Below are 21,126 nucleotides of genomic sequence, written 5' to 3'. Positions count from 1 at the left end.
CATACACCCTAGACCAATTGCAGATACCTTGAGACCGGAGCTGCCTAATTCTCTATATTTCATCTGCAATCCTCCTTTCCTATTTTTTCGTTTAAACAGACTCTCTCTTGGCCCAACTCGGGATGCGAAAAAGAACCGATACGAATTTTCTTTGCGTCTTCACCGTAACTCGTAAATTCTTTTTTAGTCACTAAAATTATCCTCTTTATTCGCTATTTTTATTTTTCAAAACAATTCCTGGCTTCTTTCATCCTGCTGCGGACATCTACATGGAAAGGACAGTTCTCTTCGCAAACACCACATTCAGTGCAGTCATTTGCATTTTTGCTTAATTTCATGTAATGGTCTTTGGCGAGTTCATCACCCGCTTTTTCCAGATCCAGATATTTGTTTACTGCACCGATATCGATCCCAGACGGGCACGGCTGACAGTGATTACAATAAATGCAGGTGCCCTGCATGTCTCGGTGCGGCAAGCTGCCGATAAAAGAATAGTCCCGTTCTTCTCCGGAAGCGGAGTAGTATTTAAGTACATCCTCCAAATCTGCTCTGGAGCGTACGCCCGGCAGACACGAGAGAACAGCCGGGCGGTCCAGCGCATACTGTATGCATTGAGGGATTGTCATGCTACGGCCGAAAGGAGATGTCTTTGCGTTCAGCAACTGTCCGCCGCCATAAGGCTTCATGACTGTGATGCCAATGCCACGTTTTTCACATTCTCGATAGAGTTCCATGCGCTCGTGTGATAAAGCCAGCTTTCCACGTGACGGTTCAAAATCATAAGCGGCGTTGAGGCTGAACATAAAAATATCGACCTCTCCGGTCTCTATAAAAAGTCTGCAGATATCCGGAGAATGTGAAGAAAAACCAAGATAGCGAATGGTTCCTTCCTGCTTTAGCTTTCGAGCGTAGTCAAAAATACCGTCCGACATGATCTTTTCAAAATCATTAACCTCATCAACACAATGTATAATGCCGATATCAGCGTAGTCGGCACCGTATTTTTTAAGTTCCTTCTCAAACCCGCTCTTAATTTTTGAAAGAACTCTTGTTCTCGAATATATTCCACGGGGGTAGACGGCACCCAGATGCACCTGCATGTTCATCTCGTCCTGCCGTCCTTTAAGCGCCTGTGCTATGGGCTCCGCTGCGCTGGAATCATACATGACCGTGTCAATAAGGTTTATGCCATTTTCCATTCCATAATCGATGATGTCTTTGATTTCCTGTGATGTAGATTCACGTAGACTTCCTGCGCCAATGCCAATTGTGCTGATCCTGTCACCGCCATGCGGCAAAGTTCTGTATTCCATATATCTTAGCTCACTTTCCAGATACTTTCATTATTTCATAAGAAAAGTTAGATTGCAAATTATTCTGCGATCCATCCATCTTTTTTCTTTGAAGCAATCCTTAATTGCAGGTACCAGCAACAAACTATTTGAAATTGTGACTGGTAAAAAAGTAAAAACCTTTTAAAGACCTTACTTCAAGGATGACATGTTAATTACATATCGATATCGAGCTTCTTTATTTACGACCTTATCCCATGTCTCATTGATCATTTCAGGTTCGATCATCTGAATTTGCGGATAGATCTTATTTTCCGCACAATAATCAACAACTTCCTGAGTTTCCGGGATTCCTCCAATAAGCGATCCATTGAAGTTTACTCTATTGAAAATCATATTGAAGTTGTTAATTGTGAGTTCTCCTCCAATTGGTTGTCCTACTTGAGTGAAGTACCCGTATGGTTTTACGCAATCAATGTATGATGACATTTCGTATGCGTATGGAATTGTGGATATCATGTAATCCATTTTTCCTTTCCATGGTTGTAGGTCGCTTGGTGAGTTAACAACAATAACTTCCGTTGCTCCGAATGCAAGGCAATCTTCTTTTTTGCTTTCAGTGGTTGTAAAGGCATAAACTTCGGCACCTTTTGATACGGCTAATTTAATAGCCATGTGTCCCAGTCCACCAATTCCTGCAACTCCTACCTTGTCCCCTTTTTTGATATTAGCTTTCATTAGAGGTGAATAAGTAGTAATACCGGCACATAGTAATGGAGCAGCTTCCTGAAGATCTATGGAGTCGGGTATCTTTATCGCAAAATGCTCGGTGACAACGATATTCTGAGAATATCCTCCCTGGCTTATACCTGTAGGTGATGTTTCTTCAAGATAACCATATGTCATTATAGTTGCATCGTTGTCGCAATGATGTTCTTCACCATTCTTGCAGCTTTCACACTCCATACAACTGTTAACCATGCACCCGACTCCTGCGCGATCACCTACTTTGAACTTTGTTACGTTCTTTCCAACAGCGGCAACCACACCTGCAATTTCATGACCAGGCACTTGCGGATACTGCTGTGGGCCCCAATGTCCTTTGATCTGATGAATATCAGAATGACAAATTCCACAATATTTTATGTCAATTAGAATATCGTTATCGCCTACCGGTCTTCGTTCAAAAGACCATGGAACCAGTTTTCCGGACTCATCTTTCCCAGCATAACCTTTTGATTGGATTGTTTCTGTCATATTTATGCACCTCTTGTTTGCTTTGTAACTTTGAACTTCACTTCGAATTCTTTATTTTCTCAGCCAAATTCATTTCAATTTATTGTACTCTTCATCTGCTACAGGTTCCAGCCATTCTGCCGGGCCTGCGTTAACATTTGTCTCGACGGAAAGATGCACAAACCAGCTGTCGGGTGCCGCTCCATGCCAGTGCTTTACATTTGGAGCTATTGTCACTACATCACCGGGTTTAAGTTCCCGGGCAGGCTTTCCTTCTTCCTGATAATAACCACGTCCGCCTGTAACTAACAGGATCTGTCCACCAGCATGCTTATGCCAGTTATTCCTGCAACCAGGTTCAAATGTCACATTGCCGATAGGACAATTGAATTCATTATCCCTTCCCACCAGCATGCTAACCCATACTTTACCTGTAAAATACTTGCTTAAAAATTCCGGAAGTTCTTCTCCTTTCGGGAAAATTGTACTTTCACTTAAATTTGATTTATCCATTTTCAATTTTCTCCAGTCTTGATGATATTATTTACTTAAACTGCTGTGAGTGACTAATCAGTCAATATACAAGGCGATTCTAGTATATAAATATTAACTACCAAATAAGTACTAATATTTGATATGTATATGATATTTCACTAACTTTGTTCATAGCTAATCATCTGATTGATGTCGATTTTTAAGATTTGACTCTCTGGATTTTGTAGTGAGTGACTACTCACTCAACAAATTAATGAAAAAAATATTATTTTTTGACCAGCCCCTCCCAGACAACCTGAAATCCATCTTCAATAACCTTATCTTTGTCTTCTGGTTCATAATCAAGGATCAAGTTCACCACCGCCCTGCTGGACTGATAGAACATTGACGTGATCAGTTCTACAGAATAATCCTTTATATCGCCATTTGTTATTCCCTCTTTCACAAGATCGCTAAGGAATACATACTCTTTCGCTACTTCTTCACGTGTATAGCTCGTAATATAAGGAGAGGAACAGAATTGACCAACAAAAAGAAAATCATCCGGATTGTTGATTCCCCATTCGATCATATTATACCAAATTTTTTTAAGCTTAGCATGAAAGGTGTTTTGTGTCTGGAGATCTTCCCCCATGATGCGGCTTAATTTTCCCTTCACATCCAAATACAGGCCATTGATGAGATCCTCTTTTGTTGGGAAGTAATTGAATAAAGTACCTGTGGCTACACCTGCTTCTTTTGATATCTGAGCAGTGGATGTACCGTGGAAGCCTCTTTCGGTAAAGAGCTTCAGAGCCGCTTGCAAAAGGGCTGTTTTCTTGTCTTCAACCTGTTTTTTCATGGATTATCTCTGAGAGTGACTGATTAGTCATTTTATGATTAAAAATAATTTGCTGTATAAATACCTTGTGCAAATGTCAAAATAACTAATTATAACTATAGTCTTGAACGCAACTACTTACATTTAAAATCTCATCATGAACTAGAAATACAATATCTCGGATTGGGAAATAGGTCAGTTCAATTTAAAGTGTAATTCTTTGCGTAAATGACTATAATTGAATGTAGCGCTTGTACAATGTATCTGAGTATTAATCAACAAAAAGCTCGATATCCATCAATTCAAGGAAAGTTTCTTTAAGAGATGGAAAAGACCACTTTCGGATATAAGGACGAGGGATTGTTTATTTATAGAATCCCCAAGTTCCCCTGTGGTATTTACATTTCTGCACGTCCGAATTAGGCAGCAAGTGTCAGGCATTGGCACTGGTGGTATGTTCGTGACCTGGCCAAAGGAAGAATAAATTTAAAACGATATAAATTGTCAACGCTACCCACGGCGCTAACAAGGAGACTATCACTCCAATACCATAGCCCACAGGGCCAACCAAAAACCTGCGAGTGTTCCATTTTACTTGCTCATGAGAAATATCCTTGCCGAGGAGAAGATGCTCATGTGCAGCGTGATGCCACATAAAATTCACAAGTATTCCAGTTACAGCCAGGGTACCACCATAAAATGAGGTAGCTATTGATTCTTTTGTCCCGTTATGTAAGGCTTGGGAGAGAACTGCGGTGGGAAATGGGATGAATGCAATGAACATCAAGTGGATGGTATTGAGCAGAAGGAGAGTATGATCGGCCCTGACTATATGGTCAAACATTGTGTGATGATTGATCCAGATATTGCCAATGACGATAAAACTGGTTACATAGGCGAGATAAGAGGGCCAAAGGGTCAGGAGTTCTCTCCCTAGTTCGGAGCCCGACGGCGGAACGCTAATCTCCAGAACTAGTAGAGTTGCTGCAATTGCGAAGACACCATCGCTAAAGGCCTCAAGCCGATTAGTTTTCATAACTTATCCAGTGGTTTTTTTCTCATCGTATTTAAACCTGACAGAAATTATACCACCAAACGGTATTTAGGCGACGCTGTCTATGGCACGACTTCATTACATAATTCCATGCCACTCATTGATTTCGGATATCTTTTTTGAGTAGTAGTCTAAAAAGATAGCTTCAGGCCAATTATAACAAGTACCCTGCTCTTTACTTAGGGATTGGCTTATCAGGCGTGACACCATAGTAATTAGTTCTAGCCTTACCCCACGGACAACCATTAGGACCGGTTATCCTCAATTCGATATTCTGCAGTGTTTTACACAGACTGTTACCAGCACGTGCACCTCTACAGATAATACAGAGCTTTTCACAGAATATTGGAGCTTTTTTTTGGTCTGTCATTTGTTATACCCTCTTGTTATAGTTTCGTTTATTCTAAAATCCCCCATCATTTATTGTAACGATTCAGATAGTATGCCTCTCAATACATAAAAAATAAAAACAGAGAAGATCAGAATCCTGATGAATTCTGATTTTATCCCTGTAACTTCTGACCTGCATTCTGAAGAGCGCCACCCAATGCTTTCACGATCTCACAATCTAAGTCGCATTTACATGAACATGTGCAGTACTTAGGTTTGAGTCCCATCAACCATTGACCGAGGAAACCGAGGGCTTCAAGTTCTTCTTTACTGGCATTTTCTACGTATTTGTTAAGATCTTCTAATTCCATGGGTTATTCACCAAATACTATTAATACGTGCATAATAATATACTATTTTGTCACAGAAATATACTAAAAGGTTGTCAGGTATAGATTTCTGACAAATAAATTATTAGGAGGTTTTTCGTGAGCGAAGTAAAAATGGCATTAGAAAATGTTTCTCTGTTGCATGGAGAAATAACTGCTCTTCGTTCGGAACTTAATCGTTTCAGAAATGAAGTTACAATGAATAGGACCAATTCAATGTTCAATGAGTTCAGGAACCAGTGTGCTGCAACACTAATTAATGGGTCTTTAGATAGCGCTTTAAACCTCAGCGGAAAGGAAGGAAAAAGCTGTTCTATGTGGACACAATGCAAGCCTAGTTTTGTTGACTTTTTTGATGAGTTGGCAGAATACGCCAGAAACGATCAACTATCTGAGAAAAAAATAGACAATATAAGACGAAATTTTGATAAAATGAAGGAAGAAGCAGCCAAATTGAATCAATGTTCACAATGCTTCAAACATGTAGAATTGTACTTTGATCAGCAGATCGAGATGCTGGAAAAGATGGGCTTTTATCAAACAGAAAGCAGTAAGCCATTAGAAATTCAGAATCTTCATGAAGAACAAATCTCAAACATGGTAGGAGATGCATTAAGTAGTGCTGTAAGGGTGCAGATTTTAAAGGCTTTGTATGATGATGGAAAATCATTTACCGAACTTTCAAAAATCACAAAACTCCGCGCCGGAAATCTTCTTTTCCATTTGGACAAATTACAGGACAAAGGATTGATACGTCAACGTGAAGAACGAGGTGAATATCAGATCACATTTAAAGGCTATCATCTTCTCAATTCTATGCTAGAACTTGTGAAAACGTTAGGCATGGATAATGAGGAAGAATATTAAAATCTTTCAACTAGCAGAAAAAATAGAATAAAAATAATTAATCGAAGTTCCTCTATTTTTCTTCGAATGATACAAGCCTTTTTAATTCCCTCTGTTTAGCGACACAACCAGATTAACTTTAACTTGAGCCTCCTGATTAGAAATTCCACCACAAAGTAGGAGGCATTTGCAGGTCTGAATCCAGTAGAACAGTTTCACCGATTTGAGGAGCAATTATGTTCACTTCTCTTTTGCTTGCTTCTTCCAGCGCCCTTTCTATTGGTTCATTCCAACCGTGATTAGCTAATGTAAATGCTCCCCAATGCATCAACATCATGGTCTCACCATTTACATCCAGATTAGCCTGTACTGATTGTTCCGGTGTCATATGGATATCCGACCAGCTCGGATCATATTGGGCACCTTCGATCAAGGTTATATCAAAGGGTCCGTATTTATTTCCGATCTCCTTGAAATGGCTGTCATATCCGCCGTCTCCACTGGTATATATTCGAGTTTTATTTCCCAGGATGACCCATCCACCCCAGAGGGTAGTATTGATATTAAATGGATCTCTTCCGGAGAAATGTCTGGCTGGTGTCAAAGCAACGGTTAAGCCCTTATACTCCGTTTCTTCCCACCAGTTGAGTTCCGTAATTTTTTCTTTTGGAATACCCCATCTAAGCAAATGGGCACTAACCCCAAGAGGAACAAAGAAATGTGATACTTTGCTGTTTAGTTTTACAATAGATTGATAATCCAAATGGTCATAATGGTCATGTGTAATAAAAACTGCATCAATAGGCGGCATATCATCAATAAGATTCAGCATAATATCTTCACTGTATTCATATCTTTTAATTCCCACAAATGAAACCGGCGAGGCAATAGGACTCAGCATAGGATCTATCAATAACTTTTCATTATCAATACTAAGCAGAAAAGCAGAGTGTCCAAACCATGTCAAACTATCATTTTCACTTTTAATTTTGTTCCAGTCAATGGAAGAAACAGGAATTGGACCATTCGGATTGCGGTTTTTAGCCTCTGAGGCAGAATCTTCATTCGTAGATGAAACGTCTGAGGAATTCATGACATCGGTTGGATCCTCATTAATAAATTTCCCATCAACATAATTATTAAAATGTTGATACATTTCTTTTTGTTCTGTCGTTGGCTTTCCACCGAAAGCTGGGTCTATGTTTATAAACAATATAAGAGCTGCACAAAACAGAAGTAAAAAGAATAAAAAATATAACACGATCTTTTTGAGTTTAATTATTTTTGCCCTTTCAACCACAAGAACACTAATTTTTCTAAACACCATGTATAGCTCCAATAATAAGGCACTATAGATAAAAGTTTATAATAAGCCCTGTTGTAATTGCAAAAAGAATTGTGAATAACAGGTAGATACCGAATTGCCTAGAACCAAGAACAATTTTCACAGCCCCAAGATTCGTTATCTTTGTTGCTGGCCCCGTTATCATAAATGCTGCGGCAGCACCCATACTCATGCCATGCCGCAACCACTCAAGCAGCAAAGGAATGGTTCCTCCGCCACACACGTATAAAGGTACACCTATCGTTGCTGCCATTAACACGCCAAATCCCTGCTGACTTCCAAATAGGCTTGCAAATGCGTCAGGGGACACATAGCGCTGAAAAAGTGCCGAGAGAGCGATACCAATAAGAAAATAGCCTCCCGTTGCCTTGACATTCCTCCAGATGTTTTTTAGCAGGCGAATCAGCATATTGGGATCCGTATCCCGATTTGCCGGTTCTGCAAATCCGGAAAAATTAAAAAAATTCTTGTTTCGGAAAAAGAACTGGACACAAAGCCCTGCCAGGATACCGCAAATTAAACATGAAACAAAACGCATGACAAACGCTGTCCTGCCGAGAGCAGCGCTGTAGACGAGTAGTTGGGGATTCAGCAAAATGGAGCTCATCATAAAAGCGGCCAGCCAGTCATCTCTCATGCCTTTTTCGGAGAATGAAGCAGCGATAGGTATGGTTCCGTACATACAAAGAGGAGAGGCGATTCCGAGCAGGCCTGCCGGAATCACCCCAAATACTCCAAGACGTTTGTTTTGAATTGAAACAAACAACCTGTGGATCTTGTCTTTACCATATACGGAAATTACCGAGCCCAGGAAAATACCAAATGCCCAATATTTCACAATTTGGTGGAACTGGATGCTGAAGTAGTACCAGAGATATATAAACTCCCTCTGGAGTACATCAATCATCCAGTATCACCAATTCATAGTCCTGGCTGCCCAGACCAAGTTCTTCCGCATGATCGAGCAAATGAGTACCGTTTCTTGATTCCATACGCTCGATCAGATCCTGTCCGTCAGGAGCTGCATATACAAGATCCACGCAGGCCTGATCCAGCGCTACCGGGTCGAAAGATGCCAGAATGCCAATGTCTGCCATTGTAGGCTCAGCAGGACTTGAGTCACAATCACAGTCAACAGACAAATTATTCATCACATTGATGTACACAATATTTTCTCCCAGACTGTTCATGACAGCACCGCCGGCTTCAGCCATGGATTCCAAGAACAAATCCTGATCAGTGCTAAAAGCAAGAGAAAAATCATTTAAACTTTTAGTCCTACCAGCACTGTGGATCCACATTTTCCCTTCAGCAGATGCAATACCGATTGCCATGTTTTTGAATGCACCACCGAAACCGGCCATGGCATGTCCCTTGAAATGGGAAAGCATGATGAAAGAATCGTAATTTTCAAAATGGGAACCGACTAAATCTTCCTGAATATTTATTCCATTTTCAAAAGGCAGAGAAATAGAGCCTTCTTCATCCATAATATCAACAGGCGCGATGGCAGTATAACCATGATCTTCTGCAACCTGTTTATGCATAGCCGTCTCAGCCCGACCGCCACCGTAAGCCGTATTACATTCAACGATCGTTCCATTCACTGACTGTACCAGATATTTAATCAAATCAGGAGAAAGATAATAGTGACCACCAGGCTCTCCCGTAGTGATTTTTACCGCCACTTTTCCGGTAACATTACGGTCCAGTGCTTCGTAAACCGCCATTAGCCCTTCCGGACTGATATCAGTAGTCATATAGACTTGTGGCGCTCCATCCGCTACGTTGTCCGGAGCAGCTATCGCTTGAGATTCCTCATCAGAAATGCTATCTACTTCCAATGGTTCAGAAGCATTCTCTGGGATGTTGCTTATGGCGTTGTTGCCGTTGTCATTCGTGATGCATCCTGCAATTAGAGAAAACATCAGGAGGGAAGCTAACAGAATAGTAAAATGTATTTTCATATTTCCTCCTCACATTTGAATCATGCTCTTTGAAGTTATTATAAATGTAAAGCATTCAAGTAATGCCCAAGCAGATGCCTTTGATTTCCTGTTAATTATTTAGATAGTATATTTCTTAATTTAGTATGTGACTGACTAATCACTCATGAAAGGAAGAAAAAATTAATTCTTAGCTAAACCTCTCCAAATAATCTGGAATCCATCTTCTATAATCTTATTTTCATCCAGTGAAGAATCCGAATCAAGGATAAAATTCACTACTGTCCTGCTACCCTGATAAAACATTGCAATGACCAGATCCGCAGAAAAGTCTCTGATCTCTCCCGCATTTATTCCTTCATCCACAAGCTTATGGAGGAAAACATACTCTTTCATCACTTCATCACGCGTAAATTTTGTTATGTAAGGGGATGAACAGAACTGCCCGACAAAAAGGAATTCTTCCTGATTGTCTACTCCCCACCTGACTAAATTTGACCATATTTTTCTTAATTTATCCTGAAAGGTGCTCTCAGCTTCGAGATCTTTCCCCATAGCCTGGCTTAGCTCTCCTTTAACTTCAAAATACAGGCTGTTTATAAGGTCTTCCTTTGTGGGGAAGTAATTAAAAAGAGTGCCGGTGGCTACACCTGCGTCTTTTGAGATTTGTGCAGTGGAGGTGCCATGAAAACCTCTTTCGGTGAAGAGCTTCAGAGCAGCACCCATAATTGCTGTTTTTTTGTCTTTGACCTGTTCTTTCATGTATTATCTCTATTATTGACTGATTAGTCAGTTATGGTTTAATATTATGTTATTATAAATACTTAATGGTGCTTTTACTTAACTCTTGTTAAGTGTTGTAGTACACAGGAGATTTTTGGCAACTATAAGATAACGGGCACTTTATGATAATACATTCACGATAAAAATTTCCCAGAATAAAAAAGAGTTTTTGGAAAAGGGCCTTGCTCTGGAAAAAAGGTAAAAAACGGTTCAATTCCCGAGGAAGGTTTTCGTTTTATCCTTACAGCACAGTTTTTTCGAAACAGGGAACAGAGACTCACTGTCCAGTCCCGGACCACAATCATTGAAATTGATAGTAAAATCTTTTATGCCTTTAAGAGCCCTTTCTTCGATCAATTCCTTAATTTCGTACATGGAAAGCTTCAGGCCTGCTTCCCTTACCCGGCTTGCCAATTCCTTAAGTTCTTCGTACTCCGCCCGGGCAGAAAGGGGCTTTTGCTCTTTTCCTATAACTATTTTTATATTAATTTCCCCTTCCCAGAGAGGCAGGTCATTTTCGTCCCTGAAAGAAAGGCAAAGCTTCCTCAGCTCGTAGTCAAAGGGATAATGCTCGGTCTTCAAAAGCCTGACTCCGAGAGTTCCGGTTTCCATGGCCATGAACTCGGCAAGGGAATCAAGAGTTTCGTCCTCACTGTCAATAAGGAAAATGTACTCAGGCCTTCCCTTCTTTGTAAAGGCAGGTATTACATGTACGTTTTTAGCTCCAAGTTCCATAAGTTCTTCGATCAGATAGGGGACCTGATCACAGGTGATATTATCAATGTTAGCCATCAAAAGCAAAAAGAGACCTCCCGTTGATATCCATAAAGGAAAAAGGCAGAGGTGAAAACGGGGTTAAGCCTGTAACTTAAACCCTTTATCCTCTGCCCGGTTCAGGGCCGTTTTTTGTGGATTGGTGTGGTTTCATCCGGATGGTACTCAGATACCTTCCATGGATTCCATTATTCTGACTGCCATTTTTGCAACGTCCACAGCCTTTTCCCGGGCTCCCGGAATTGCAGCTGAACAGGACTTGCCCCCTTTTTCTGCAAGCTTTGCAACATCTTTCGGGTCGGTAACTTTCATTGCAGCTGCAACGGCTGCAGGTACCGTGATATTGATAATTGAGTGCCCCGAAAGCTGAAGTTCGGAGACGGGTATGGCTGCGAGAGGTATGATTTCCAGAAGGTCTTTTCGATCATTGAAAATAGCATCCGGGATCACGTTCTGTCCAAGCCCGATCAGTTCGAAAACCTTGCCGTCTACAGTTAATTCGATATCGGCATCCGTGTCAAACCCGTAATAAGAATTCGTGAAGGGATGACACCTGCGGGCACCTCCGACCAGTTTTTTAATTTCGATCTTGATATCGTGCCCTGTCATAGCCCCAAGCATTGCAGCCGCCCTGGTTTCAACAGTTTTCTTTCTTTCCAGGTCCAATTCATTCACGACGTCCTCTACCGACTTTCCGGCTTTTATGTCTTCATATGCCTTTTTTGCCCTCCTTACTATGGCGGCTGAGCGAACTCCATCAGTCCCGAGGATCATGGTACGTGTAATAGGGCCTCTCCGGACCTGTTCGGTTTTTCTTGCAATGGTATTAAGGGCAACCGCGGCGATTTCCGGGTCAAGCCATTCGTTCTTTTTTACTTCTGCAACGATGTCTGCAGCCTGTTCGGTATTGCCTTCAAACTTAATCAGGGCTCTCAGGACAATAATGGCATCTGCAGTCATGTGCCCCAGAGGAGGCATTATAGGTCCGCCGGAAAAACCGGCCCCTATTTCGACAGATTCTTTAAAAGCACACAGCATCTCACCAAAAGACATCATCCCGACAACAGTGGGAGCTCCAATGTCTTTCAAGATGACCCCGAGGTCTCCTACCAGCCTGAAGGAGTCGTATTCTTCGTCCGTGCCGCGCATATGGAGCTTTTCCGGAATTCCTGCAGCCTGGCACGCAGCTTTGCCTGCAAGATAGGCACTATTTACTTCAAAGAAACCTCCGTATTCCTCCCCCACAAAAGCATCAGGGTGAACAATTTCAAGAGCTGCTGCAGCTCCGAGAATGGCCGAAATTATGGGGCTTGCGGAAATCCCTGCCCCCCAGTAAGCCTGCATCATAGCTTCAGTGCCGATTCTCGCCGAATTCATAGCAACTTCAGGAAAACCGATGTCTTCCCCAAGAGTGTTATGCCCATAAAGGGGACCCCCGGCAACGCCCAGAGGAAGTTTCCTTCCATCTATACGTGTGAGTTTGCCTTCTGCCATTGCATTGTAAATAGCCTGAACCGCCGCAAAACCCGATACCTTATTATTGGACTTTGGAGTGGGAACTGCTATAACTCCTGTCCTGTCAGCTCCGGCAATCATACGAGCAAGAGCCCCAAGCTTCCGGTTCCCTGCAGGAACCCCGGCCTGGGCATTGGAGCCTGCAAAGTAGCAGATCGTAGCTGCAAAAAGGGCTGCATTTGCCGGGCTTGCACCGGCTTCTTCCGCAGCTTCAATACCTTTTTTGAGTACGTGATCGATTTCCAGGCTGCCGCTATCTTCATCGGTAAGCTGGATATTCACGCCCCGGAAAAGTTCCGTAGAGATAGCGTTTGCAGCACAGATAGCACCTATATTTGTCATCCCATGGCCTTTGGTAAGGGCTTCTATCCTATCATTGGTAAGATTCTGGATACTTGAGATTGAAGCCATTACTGCAGCATAGATTTCGTTATTCAAAAGATGTCGCCTCCTCCGAAAAGTACATTGAATATATTTTCCCTCAATAGTTTAAAATCATTCATGTAAATAGTTATGTATTAACGCTGTGACTACCGCAAGAAAATAAAAATTCGGATGGAAAAGGAAATAAAAATCAAGTAAAGTTGTGTCAATTTCCGTCATAAACATTGAAAAGGTATGGAACGGGAAAAACTCAAAAACCCTGCATTACATTGAAAATAAAAAAAATGTGGAAAACTTTGAGTAAAAAATACCATCGATACATTTAAAAATCCGCATTGTTAATGTGTAGAGATCATCATGCTCATAGTACTCTCATTAGGCGGTTCAATTCTCGCAAAAAACCTTGATTCGGATCGTTTTTTAAAATATGCAAATATCCTGCGCAGCATATCCAAAAAACATACACTGCTTGTAATAACTGGTGGTGGGGAAGCGGCACGGAACTATATCGGTGCTGCACGGGCTATGGGAGCAGATGAAGTAACCTGCGACTACATAGGCATCGATATCACTCGCCTGAACGCAAGACTGCTTATTGCAGCTCTAGGGCTCGACGGATACCCTGAAATTCCCACAAACTACCTTGAAGCTTCAAAAGCCATAAACTCAGGAAAAGTCGTGGTAATGGGAGGGGTAACCCCTGGCCAGACCACGGACGCCGTTGCTGCAATCCTTGCCGAGTATCTGCGAGCAGACCTTCTGACAATTGCAACCTCGATTGACGGAGTTTATTCCTCGGACCCGAACTGCGACCCGGACGCGGTCAAATTCGACACGATCTCTCCTGAAAAGCTCATAAACATAGTAATGGCAATCGAGATGAAGGCAGGCTCCAAGTCCCCTGTAGACCCCGTAGCCGCAAAAATCATCGAACGCTGTAAGCTCGATGCCCTTGTTATGGACGCCCGGGAACCTGCCCTGCTTGGAGAAATTCTGGGCGAAGAGGTAGCCAAAAAATCTCCGGTCTCCTGCGGGACCTGGATTACGGCAAGAAAATAAAAAACTTGAAGCAGGGCTTTTGAGCCTTTCTCCGGGGAATTAAACCGAACTCCAATATATCAAAAACCGGATTCAAATACATCAAAACCTAAACATAGAGGTTCCTACATACATTCATATCGCAGAGAACCGGATAGGTCTCCGACCCTGGTTCCCGGCAGTTTTTGGAAAAAGGAGGAAACGGGCTTGATTCTGCCAGGAAAAACTAACTGTGTAAAACAGAGAGATTCTACTTTCCGTTTATTTTCTTTGATTGCATTCCTGATTTTCTTCTGTGCCCAGGCAGGACCTGTTTCGGCGGCAACGAATGGGACAGCTTCCGGAGCAGAAAATAGCCTTATTATTGACTTTTTTTCAGACCATGACCTGAGCGATGCAACGGTCAGGTTTGAAGAGCCCCTTGAAAACGTTTCTCTTGTTTTTAACCTGAGCTCGGGAAAAGAAATTCTGAAATCGGAAACTTTCAACCTTGGATCCGTAAAGGAAGGACAGGAAATTACAAAAGTCCTTTTCTGGGGACTTGAAGAGGACTATGGGAAAGACAGGGACTCCTATACGGCACAAATTTTTGTAAAGGACGGAAGCAAAACGCTTGAATCCCGGAAACTTTCCTTTTCTTACAAAAACCAGTACCTTTCAAACCTTAAAATTGTGGATTTTTCTGCAGACTCCGAAAAAGCTTCCGTTCTGATAACCCTTATGAGCTCTGCAAATCTCGGATTCGTTCAGATGCCCGAGCCCGGCATGGTAGACCTGGACCTAAAACTCCTTTCAGGCACGGACATAATATACTCCGAGAAGACGGAAAACATCCCCGTAACGGACGCATACTATAAAGCAATGATCTGGCCCTTCCTGCTCGAAAGAGACCGAAATTACACAGCCCTCCTGAAGGTACATTCCCATTCCCCTGACATTGCTACAGCCTATACATCGGACTTCAGGGCTGAAGAAAAAGTGGAAATCCTTGATACGGACATCGATGTGGATGAATACGGAGCAAGTGTTACGATCGTAGGGAAATCCCAGGTACCTTTTGACGGGATAATCAGGGTCGTGCTGACTCCTGAAGAAGGGGATGTGCAGGTCTTTGAAGAAACTGCCGATATCCTGACCGCAGGAAAAGAAGATACCGTGGGAATTATCTGGCAGGGAGTCCCCAGAGGAGACTACAATGTGAAAATATATGCGTTAAACCTTGATGAGGAAGTCCTTGACAGCCACGAAACGGTTCTGAGGGTGTTTGAGCCTGTAGCCGAAATAACCCCGTCTGAAGAGTCCCCAGCCTTCGGAATTAAGGAAGCGTTTGGAATTTTCCTGTGTTTTGCAATTTTGCTGGGGAGAAAAAAGAGAGGGAAAAAATAAGCGCGCTAAGTGTCTCAAAAAGTCCAAAACAATAGCTTACGCTGGCAGCTGAAAACGCATCCGTATGTGGGATTATTATGGGATTATTATGTTTGACCTGATCATCCGAAACATAACGAACAGGAAAGTCCGGAGCGCACTGACAATCTGCGGGATAGCCCTCGGGATTTTTGCAGTTATAGTTATGGGCGCAATGTCCGAGAATTTCCACCAGACATTTGAGCGTTCCATGAGTGTAACCAGCGATAAAATCCGGGTTTTTGCCGAAAGCGGGGTCTTCGGAGGCGGGCTCACGGACGATAAGGTAAGCGACGTGCTTCGCGTAGCCGGGGTAAAAGATGCCTACGGGCTTTTAATGACCACCTTTGATGAGGACAAAATGGGCATGACCGGAAAGCAAATCCTCGGCGTCCCTCCCGAAAAGTCCGGCGTTGCCCTTAACCCCGTGGAGCTGAAAGCAGGCCGTTTCCTCAATCCGGGCGATTCCTACAGTGTGGTCGTCGGGAACAATATCAAAAGAGAATATGAGCTTGAGGTAGGCAGCAAATTCGAAATCCATGACAAATATTTTACCGTTGTCGGGATCCTTGATTATACCGGCTCGATCTTTGACAACGCTGTTATAATCCCCCTCGATACTGCCCAGGACCTTTACAGCGTGGGGAATTCCGTATCCTATATCTTTGCCGTTCCCGACGACCGGGTAGACGCCGAGATGCTCTCCAAGCGCATCGAGTTAAGCGTGAAAGGCACAAGCACCCTTTCTCCGGGAGAACTTGAGGTACAGGCAAGGCAGTCCTTCATGATTTTCAGTGTAATCACTATCAGCTCAGGGCTCCTTGCAGCAATAATAGGCGGGCTCTGCGTGATGAATACGATGCTCATGTCCGTTGCCGAGAGGACGAGAGAATTCGGAATTTTGAAAGCCATCGGCGCAGAAACGCGCGATATCCTGCTCCTGACCCTCGGAGAGGCTTCATTCATGGGCCTTTTAGGTGGAATTCTTGGAATTATAGTTGGGGTAGGAGCTGTCCAGATCATGAATGCCTGGCTTGAAACGACAAGGATTGTACTTTTCCTGATAACTCCGAGGCTCCTTGTAATTGCCATGCTTTTTGCTTTGCTGATAGGAGCGCTTTCGGGGCTTTATCCGGCTTACAGGGCTTCGAAGATGAGTCCGATGGAGGCTTTGAAGCATGCCTGAGACAGGGCTAGAAGGGCTGGAAAAATAACTGATTTTCCCGGAAGACTTGACAGTACCTGCAAGGATATGGTTATAACATATAGGCACCTATAGGATACTATGGCAGCTACAACTACAATTTGTCTTGAACCCGAAGTAAAAGAGTTACTTAATGGATTGAAGATCCATCCGCAGGAATCTTATAACTCTGTCGTGAAACGATTGGCTACCAATGCCTATGACTGGGAGCCACTGAGTGAAGAGTCAATAAAACAAATAGAAGAAGGACTGCGTGATTATAGAGAAGGCAAATTTTTTATTCATGAAGAAGTCTGGGGAGAAATAGAAAAAGAAAGAAGAGAAAGGACCGGAAAAACAAAGGTTGAAGAATGTACCGAATAATTTATTCTCCTGCAGCTAAAAGAGACTTGAAAAGGTTGCCTGCAGACGTTCAGGATCACGTGCACGATGCTCTTGAAGAAATAGCAGACGATCCTTATGTGCATGTCAAAAAGTTAAAAACTCCTTATAATTCTCCTATTTTTGCTTATAGAGTCGGAAAGTATCGGGCAATTATGTCGATTCATGATTTTGAACTGATAATTCTGGTCCTTAAAGTCGGAGACCGGAAAAATATCTATAGAAAATTTTGAGCCAAAACTGCAAGAATGCAGATATTTTACAATAAAACTCGTCTCCGATAAAATATTACCATCAATTACAGCAAACAAAAAGCTAGGACATGAAACATTTAAATTAGATATTCTGAAAACACAAACCGTGATCAAAAGATGAGATTCTAAGATGATTCCGATGGAGGCTTTGAAGCATGCCTGAAAAAATGGAGGGCCTGTTGTTGGCAGAAAAATCAGGGAATAATGGACAGAACGGCGGACAAAAAATCATCATGCGTGTTGAACACCTCTCCAAGACCTATATGCAGGGGAAAATTCCTGTCCATGCCCTCCGCTGTGCCTGCATAACCGTAAGAAAGGGAGAGCTCCTTGCCATAATGGGACCTTCCGGCTCAGGGAAATCAACCCTCCTTGCTCTTATCGGCACACTTGAAAAAGCCACTGACGGAAAAATAATTCTTGACGGGACAGACCTTACTTCAGTTCCGGAAAAGCTGCTTCCGGGAGTGAGGAGAGAGAAAATCGGTTTTATATTCCAGCACTACAACCTGATCCCTACTCTTTCGGCCCTTGAGAATGTGGAACTTGCAATGCGCTTTTCCAGGGTGCCAAAAAAAGAGAGAAAAGAGAGAGCAAAAGCCCTGCTTGAGGATCTGGGCCTGGGAGACCGGCTGAACCATAAACCCACCGAGCTGTCCGGGGGAGAACAGCAAAGGGTTTCTATTGCCAGAGCCCTTGCGAACAGGCCTGCCCTTATTCTTGCAGATGAACCGACAGGAGAGGTGGACAGCAAAACCCGAGATTCCATTGTACGGGTTTTCAAGGAATTGAGCCGGAAGGGACAGACAATTCTCGTGGTTACTCACGACCCCGAGGTTGCAAAAGAGTGCTCAAGAGTGATCAGGATCACGGACGGGATGATCAAAGATAACTGAAGACACCATCACTTTCACATTTATAGAACATCCCCGTCAGCTTGCCTTGAACCCAGTCAAAAGAAAAGAAAGAAAAGAGACCTTGAAAGGATTTCTTTAGATTTCTCCGAGTTCCCATCCCAGGTGCTCTTTTATGACGGTATACGCCATCGCGGGCGGGATGATTCCGATGTCTGTTACGATCATATCAATATATTCTGAAGGGGTAAAGTCAAAAGCCGGGTTTCTTACCCGCACATGAGGGAGATCCGCAAGGACGGAAGGGTTGACTACTTCGTCTGAATCCCTTTCTTCGATTTCTATCGGGTTTCCCACAATGGTATTCGGGCTGAACTTGAATGTCTCGGCAGCTACCATAAAACTTTTTCTGGCTTCATGGGCGGCAAGAGCAAGCTGAGAAGTCCCTATCTTGTTTACAAGAGCTCCGTTGGCTGCAATTGCATCCGCCCCAACGATTACTTTGTCCACTCTTTTCATGTAGTAACGTACGGCAGAGTCCACGATCAGGGTTGTTGGGATGCTAAAGTCGTTAAGGTGCCGGATCGTCAATAAGCCCTGACGACGAGGGCGGCTTTCGGTAGCGAGTACTGAAATATCCTTTCCGGCCTCAAAAGCAGTGGTGATTATGGAAAGCGCAGCATGCGAGTTGCAGTGGGTCATAATAACGTCTCCGTCCTGAATTCTTCTTGACCCTATTTTTCCTATTTTTTCAAGTGCGCGGTCTGCTCTTTCAATAAAAAGGTTTGCATTTGTGATGATTTCCTGTCTTGCCTCTTCCACATTTTCCGAAGAATATCTGGAAGCAAGTTTTACGGCGTTCGGAAGGGAAACAGCCGTTGGGCGGGTACCGATAAGAAAACTCGAAACTTCCTGGATGCTGGCTGCAAACTCTTCCATTGAAGCTGCCTCCAGCCCTGCGGCATAATCCCTGATGGCTTCAGCAGCTGCTTTTGCAATTCTGCCTGCGCCCCGGATTTCCATTGTCCGGATCTTTTCTGCGGTTTCCTGAACTTTTTCCATAATATAAAGGATAGACAGAGTCCGATTTATAGCTATCTTCCGGCAGCGTCCAGAGATTTACCCGGATTACTTAAATTCAAATCCCGGTTATTTCTTCGGACCTCTCCCTGTAGTAAGCAAAAAGGTCTTCTCCCCATTGAAGGCCAGCGGGATCGAAGCACAGAACATCCTGTTTATGGTCGAAAGTGCCATCTGAAAAAGGAAGCGTTAGAGAGAGGAACCTGTCAGTAACAACATGAGAAAAATCTATTTTTTCGTCACAGACATAGAAACTGGAATTGGGTAACTTTAGAAATTCTCTTAATTCCGTCTGGTATTCCTCTATTATTCTCCCGTAAACCGTACGGGTAACAAGAAGAGAGATATCCGCCCCTTTTGCTGCGAAAGAGAGAAAAAGATACGGGTAAAGAGGGTGAAAAATAGAGGCAATGCCCCTGATTCTTCTCGATATTGAAAGTTTTTCCACAAATTCCCTGTGAGGTTCAAAAAGATGGGTCCAGTCAGGAGGTTCGGAAAATTTGCAGTTTTCCAGATCTCCAATCCTGTTCCTTAACGAGAGTGGGATGCACTCAACTGAATGTTTTGACCAGTACTCATAGTTTTTACCAAAAACATTTAATAAACTTACCATTGCCTGCATTCTCCCGGCTACAGCTATGCCAAGAGGAGACAGGCCGTAAATGTCTTCTTCTTTGAACACCAGGGAATCTTCCCTTAGTTTTTTTAATTGAGGAAGTACTGCTACCGCATTAGCATCCAGATATTCTTTTATTTCTCCGGTAGTTTTTGGCCCCTCTAATAAGAATAAAAGAATGTTTTTTCTTTTCTCAGAGAGGAAAATTAATTCAAGAAGCTGACTGTTCATGTTTTTGAAATATAGGTGAGCACGTGATAAGTATCTTTCGTATATTTCACCGTTTTTCCCAGAAAAAGTATCAATTAACTAAAAATTACCATGTGTCTATACAAAAAAATTTGATATTATAGCCTTTACAGAAAAGTATAAATCCAAATAAATGTTACAGAGTGAAAAATCAGAAAGATTAAGGATGTAAAATCGAATTTTCAGGTCAAAAGACCTTGATTTTGAAGCTGCTAAATTATTTAATGAGAACCAAATTTTGAGGTCGGATAGGTTATATACCTATATAACATAAAGAAGAAGTCGACGATTAAGAGTTAAGGGGTTTTTCTCTTAATCGTATAGGGGTTGAATCATACATTTGGGAGCCGAATCAGAGGTGGCAAACGGCTCCCAATTCTAACACCGATATTTTTTAAGGATCCAGATCCATAAAAAACCGAGTGATCCAGACTATTCATGCACTTAATTTTTTTAAATAATAGTTTAGCTGGACAAAATAAATTATAGAAATTTGGGTTAGGAGGAGGAATTATGAGAGAGGAAGTTAGTGATCGAGAAAAACCGAGATCTGAAACCCTGGACTTGAATTTTTTGAGTTGAAAAAACTCTGATTGTGTATATTAAAATCCGGAAATAAATTTTAAGGATGAAAGAAAAGGAAAAAATAGTTATCTTTTTCAATTATGTTGAAAGTTTTAATGTTGTCAAAAAATTTGATGTAAATAAATATTTTAAAGAAATATAAAAAAATAGTGACCTCATTTTTTTGATAGATAAGCAATTTTTCATGTCGTTTATGTTATATAATTAGAAACCATAAAAAAGAATAGAGATTGAGAGCAAGGGGTTTACTCT

The 21,126-nt window shown here is 42.3% G+C and carries 21 protein-coding genes; 7 read left to right on the top strand and 14 right to left on the bottom strand.

Annotated elements, in window-relative coordinates:
• Nucleotides 1-218: 218 nt before the first annotated feature.
• The 6 genes from MSSIT_RS01800 to MSSIT_RS01770 all read right to left on the bottom strand — a co-directional run bounded on the left by MSSIT_RS01800 (nt 219) and on the right by MSSIT_RS01770 (nt 5,598).
• Nucleotides 219-1,313 (bottom strand): aldo/keto reductase, encoded by a 1,095-nt coding sequence (locus MSSIT_RS01800; RefSeq protein WP_048169508.1) that lies wholly within the window; start codon nt 1,311-1,313, stop codon nt 219-221.
• A 171-nt stretch (nt 1,314-1,484) separates the two neighbouring features.
• Complete coding sequence (locus tag MSSIT_RS01795; RefSeq protein WP_052721475.1) at nt 1,485-2,549, bottom strand: NAD(P)-dependent alcohol dehydrogenase; 1,065 nt, start codon at nt 2,547-2,549, stop codon at nt 1,485-1,487.
• A 69-nt stretch (nt 2,550-2,618) separates the two neighbouring features.
• On the bottom strand, nt 2,619-3,041 hold the full coding sequence (locus MSSIT_RS01790; RefSeq protein ID WP_048169504.1) for a cupin domain-containing protein: 423 nt from the start codon (nt 3,039-3,041) through the stop codon (nt 2,619-2,621).
• A gap of 247 nt (nt 3,042-3,288) precedes the next feature.
• Nucleotides 3,289-3,864, bottom strand: a complete 576-nt coding sequence (locus MSSIT_RS01785) for a TetR/AcrR family transcriptional regulator (RefSeq protein WP_048169502.1) — start codon at nt 3,862-3,864, stop codon at nt 3,289-3,291.
• 412 nt (nt 3,865-4,276) lie between these two features.
• Entirely contained in the window at nt 4,277-4,879 is a 603-nt protein-coding gene (locus MSSIT_RS01780; protein WP_048169500.1) for a TMEM175 family protein, read from the bottom strand.
• Between the two features lie 521 nt (nt 4,880-5,400).
• Nucleotides 5,401-5,598 carry a hypothetical protein gene (locus tag MSSIT_RS01770; protein WP_048169496.1) on the bottom strand — a complete coding sequence of 66 codons (198 nt, stop codon included), beginning with the start codon at nt 5,596-5,598 and terminating at the stop codon, nt 5,401-5,403.
• 117 nt (nt 5,599-5,715) lie between these two features.
• Between MSSIT_RS01770 and MSSIT_RS01765 the strand changes: the two genes are divergently transcribed.
• The gene (locus MSSIT_RS01765) at nt 5,716-6,483 is read left to right on the top strand and encodes a winged helix-turn-helix domain-containing protein (protein WP_048169494.1); all 768 of its coding nucleotides are present in this window, start codon (nt 5,716-5,718) and stop codon (nt 6,481-6,483) included.
• A 136-nt stretch (nt 6,484-6,619) separates the two neighbouring features.
• Here the strand turns inward: MSSIT_RS01765 and MSSIT_RS01760 are convergent, their stop codons facing one another.
• From MSSIT_RS01760 to MSSIT_RS01735, 6 genes are all read right to left on the bottom strand, one after another.
• The gene (locus MSSIT_RS01760) at nt 6,620-7,789 is read right to left on the bottom strand and encodes an MBL fold metallo-hydrolase (protein WP_231590336.1); all 1,170 of its coding nucleotides are present in this window, start codon (nt 7,787-7,789) and stop codon (nt 6,620-6,622) included.
• Between the two features lie 22 nt (nt 7,790-7,811).
• Nucleotides 7,812-8,714, bottom strand: a complete 903-nt coding sequence (locus tag MSSIT_RS01755) for a permease (protein WP_048169492.1) — start codon at nt 8,712-8,714, stop codon at nt 7,812-7,814.
• Nucleotides 8,707-9,774 (bottom strand): DUF362 domain-containing protein, encoded by a 1,068-nt coding sequence (locus tag MSSIT_RS01750; RefSeq protein WP_052721474.1) that lies wholly within the window; start codon nt 9,772-9,774, stop codon nt 8,707-8,709. The genes MSSIT_RS01755 and MSSIT_RS01750 overlap by 8 nt, the downstream gene beginning before the upstream one ends.
• 162 nt (nt 9,775-9,936) lie before the next feature.
• Nucleotides 9,937-10,515, bottom strand: a complete 579-nt coding sequence (locus MSSIT_RS01745) for a TetR/AcrR family transcriptional regulator (protein WP_048169490.1) — start codon at nt 10,513-10,515, stop codon at nt 9,937-9,939.
• A 231-nt stretch (nt 10,516-10,746) separates the two neighbouring features.
• A complete protein-coding gene (gene larC, locus MSSIT_RS01740; protein ID WP_231590518.1) occupies nt 10,747-11,328 on the bottom strand; it encodes a nickel insertion protein in 582 nt (193 codons plus the stop codon).
• Nucleotides 11,329-11,475: 147 nt separating this feature from the next.
• Nucleotides 11,476-13,263 carry a hypothetical protein gene (locus MSSIT_RS01735; RefSeq protein ID WP_052721473.1) on the bottom strand — a complete coding sequence of 596 codons (1,788 nt, stop codon included), beginning with the start codon at nt 13,261-13,263 and terminating at the stop codon, nt 11,476-11,478.
• Between the two features lie 303 nt (nt 13,264-13,566).
• Here MSSIT_RS01735 and pyrH point away from each other — a divergent pair, with 303 nt between their 5' ends.
• The 6 genes from pyrH to MSSIT_RS01705 all read left to right on the top strand — a co-directional run bounded on the left by pyrH (nt 13,567) and on the right by MSSIT_RS01705 (nt 18,386).
• Nucleotides 13,567-14,268: a UMP kinase gene (gene pyrH / locus MSSIT_RS01730; protein WP_048169487.1), complete on the top strand. Its 702-nt coding sequence runs from the start codon at nt 13,567-13,569 to the stop codon at nt 14,266-14,268.
• Between the two features lie 186 nt (nt 14,269-14,454).
• Nucleotides 14,455-15,633: a hypothetical protein gene (locus tag MSSIT_RS01725; RefSeq protein ID WP_048169485.1), complete on the top strand. Its 1,179-nt coding sequence runs from the start codon at nt 14,455-14,457 to the stop codon at nt 15,631-15,633.
• An 88-nt stretch (nt 15,634-15,721) separates the two neighbouring features.
• Nucleotides 15,722-16,837, top strand: a complete 1,116-nt coding sequence (locus MSSIT_RS01720) for an ABC transporter permease (RefSeq protein WP_048169483.1) — start codon at nt 15,722-15,724, stop codon at nt 16,835-16,837.
• Between the two features lie 99 nt (nt 16,838-16,936).
• Nucleotides 16,937-17,218 carry a DUF7557 family protein gene (locus tag MSSIT_RS21570; RefSeq protein ID WP_082088842.1) on the top strand — a complete coding sequence of 94 codons (282 nt, stop codon included), beginning with the start codon at nt 16,937-16,939 and terminating at the stop codon, nt 17,216-17,218.
• A complete protein-coding gene (locus tag MSSIT_RS01710) occupies nt 17,206-17,469 on the top strand; it encodes a type II toxin-antitoxin system RelE family toxin (RefSeq protein ID WP_048169479.1) in 264 nt (87 codons plus the stop codon). Before MSSIT_RS21570 ends, MSSIT_RS01710 begins: the two co-directional genes overlap by 13 nt.
• Nucleotides 17,470-17,669: 200 nt before the next feature.
• The gene (locus tag MSSIT_RS01705) at nt 17,670-18,386 is read left to right on the top strand and encodes an ABC transporter ATP-binding protein (RefSeq protein ID WP_394296906.1); all 717 of its coding nucleotides are present in this window, start codon (nt 17,670-17,672) and stop codon (nt 18,384-18,386) included.
• A gap of 96 nt (nt 18,387-18,482) precedes the next feature.
• On the opposite strand, the gene MSSIT_RS01700 is transcribed toward MSSIT_RS01705, so the two are convergent.
• Together MSSIT_RS01700 and MSSIT_RS01695 are read right to left on the bottom strand one after the other, a co-directional pair.
• Nucleotides 18,483-19,406: a ribose 1,5-bisphosphate isomerase gene (locus MSSIT_RS01700; protein ID WP_048169477.1), complete on the bottom strand. Its 924-nt coding sequence runs from the start codon at nt 19,404-19,406 to the stop codon at nt 18,483-18,485.
• A 76-nt stretch (nt 19,407-19,482) separates the two neighbouring features.
• Complete coding sequence (locus MSSIT_RS01695; RefSeq protein WP_048169475.1) at nt 19,483-20,271, bottom strand: helix-turn-helix transcriptional regulator; 789 nt, start codon at nt 20,269-20,271, stop codon at nt 19,483-19,485.
• Nucleotides 20,272-21,126: the final 855 nt, after the last annotated feature.

Origin of the sequence: Methanosarcina siciliae T4/M, from assembly GCF_000970085.1 — an archaeon.
In the GTDB taxonomy this organism is placed as follows: Archaea; Halobacteriota; Methanosarcinia; order Methanosarcinales; family Methanosarcinaceae; genus Methanosarcina; species Methanosarcina siciliae.
Note: the sequence above shows the minus strand (reverse complement) of the source record. Positions and strands in the feature narration are given on the sequence as shown.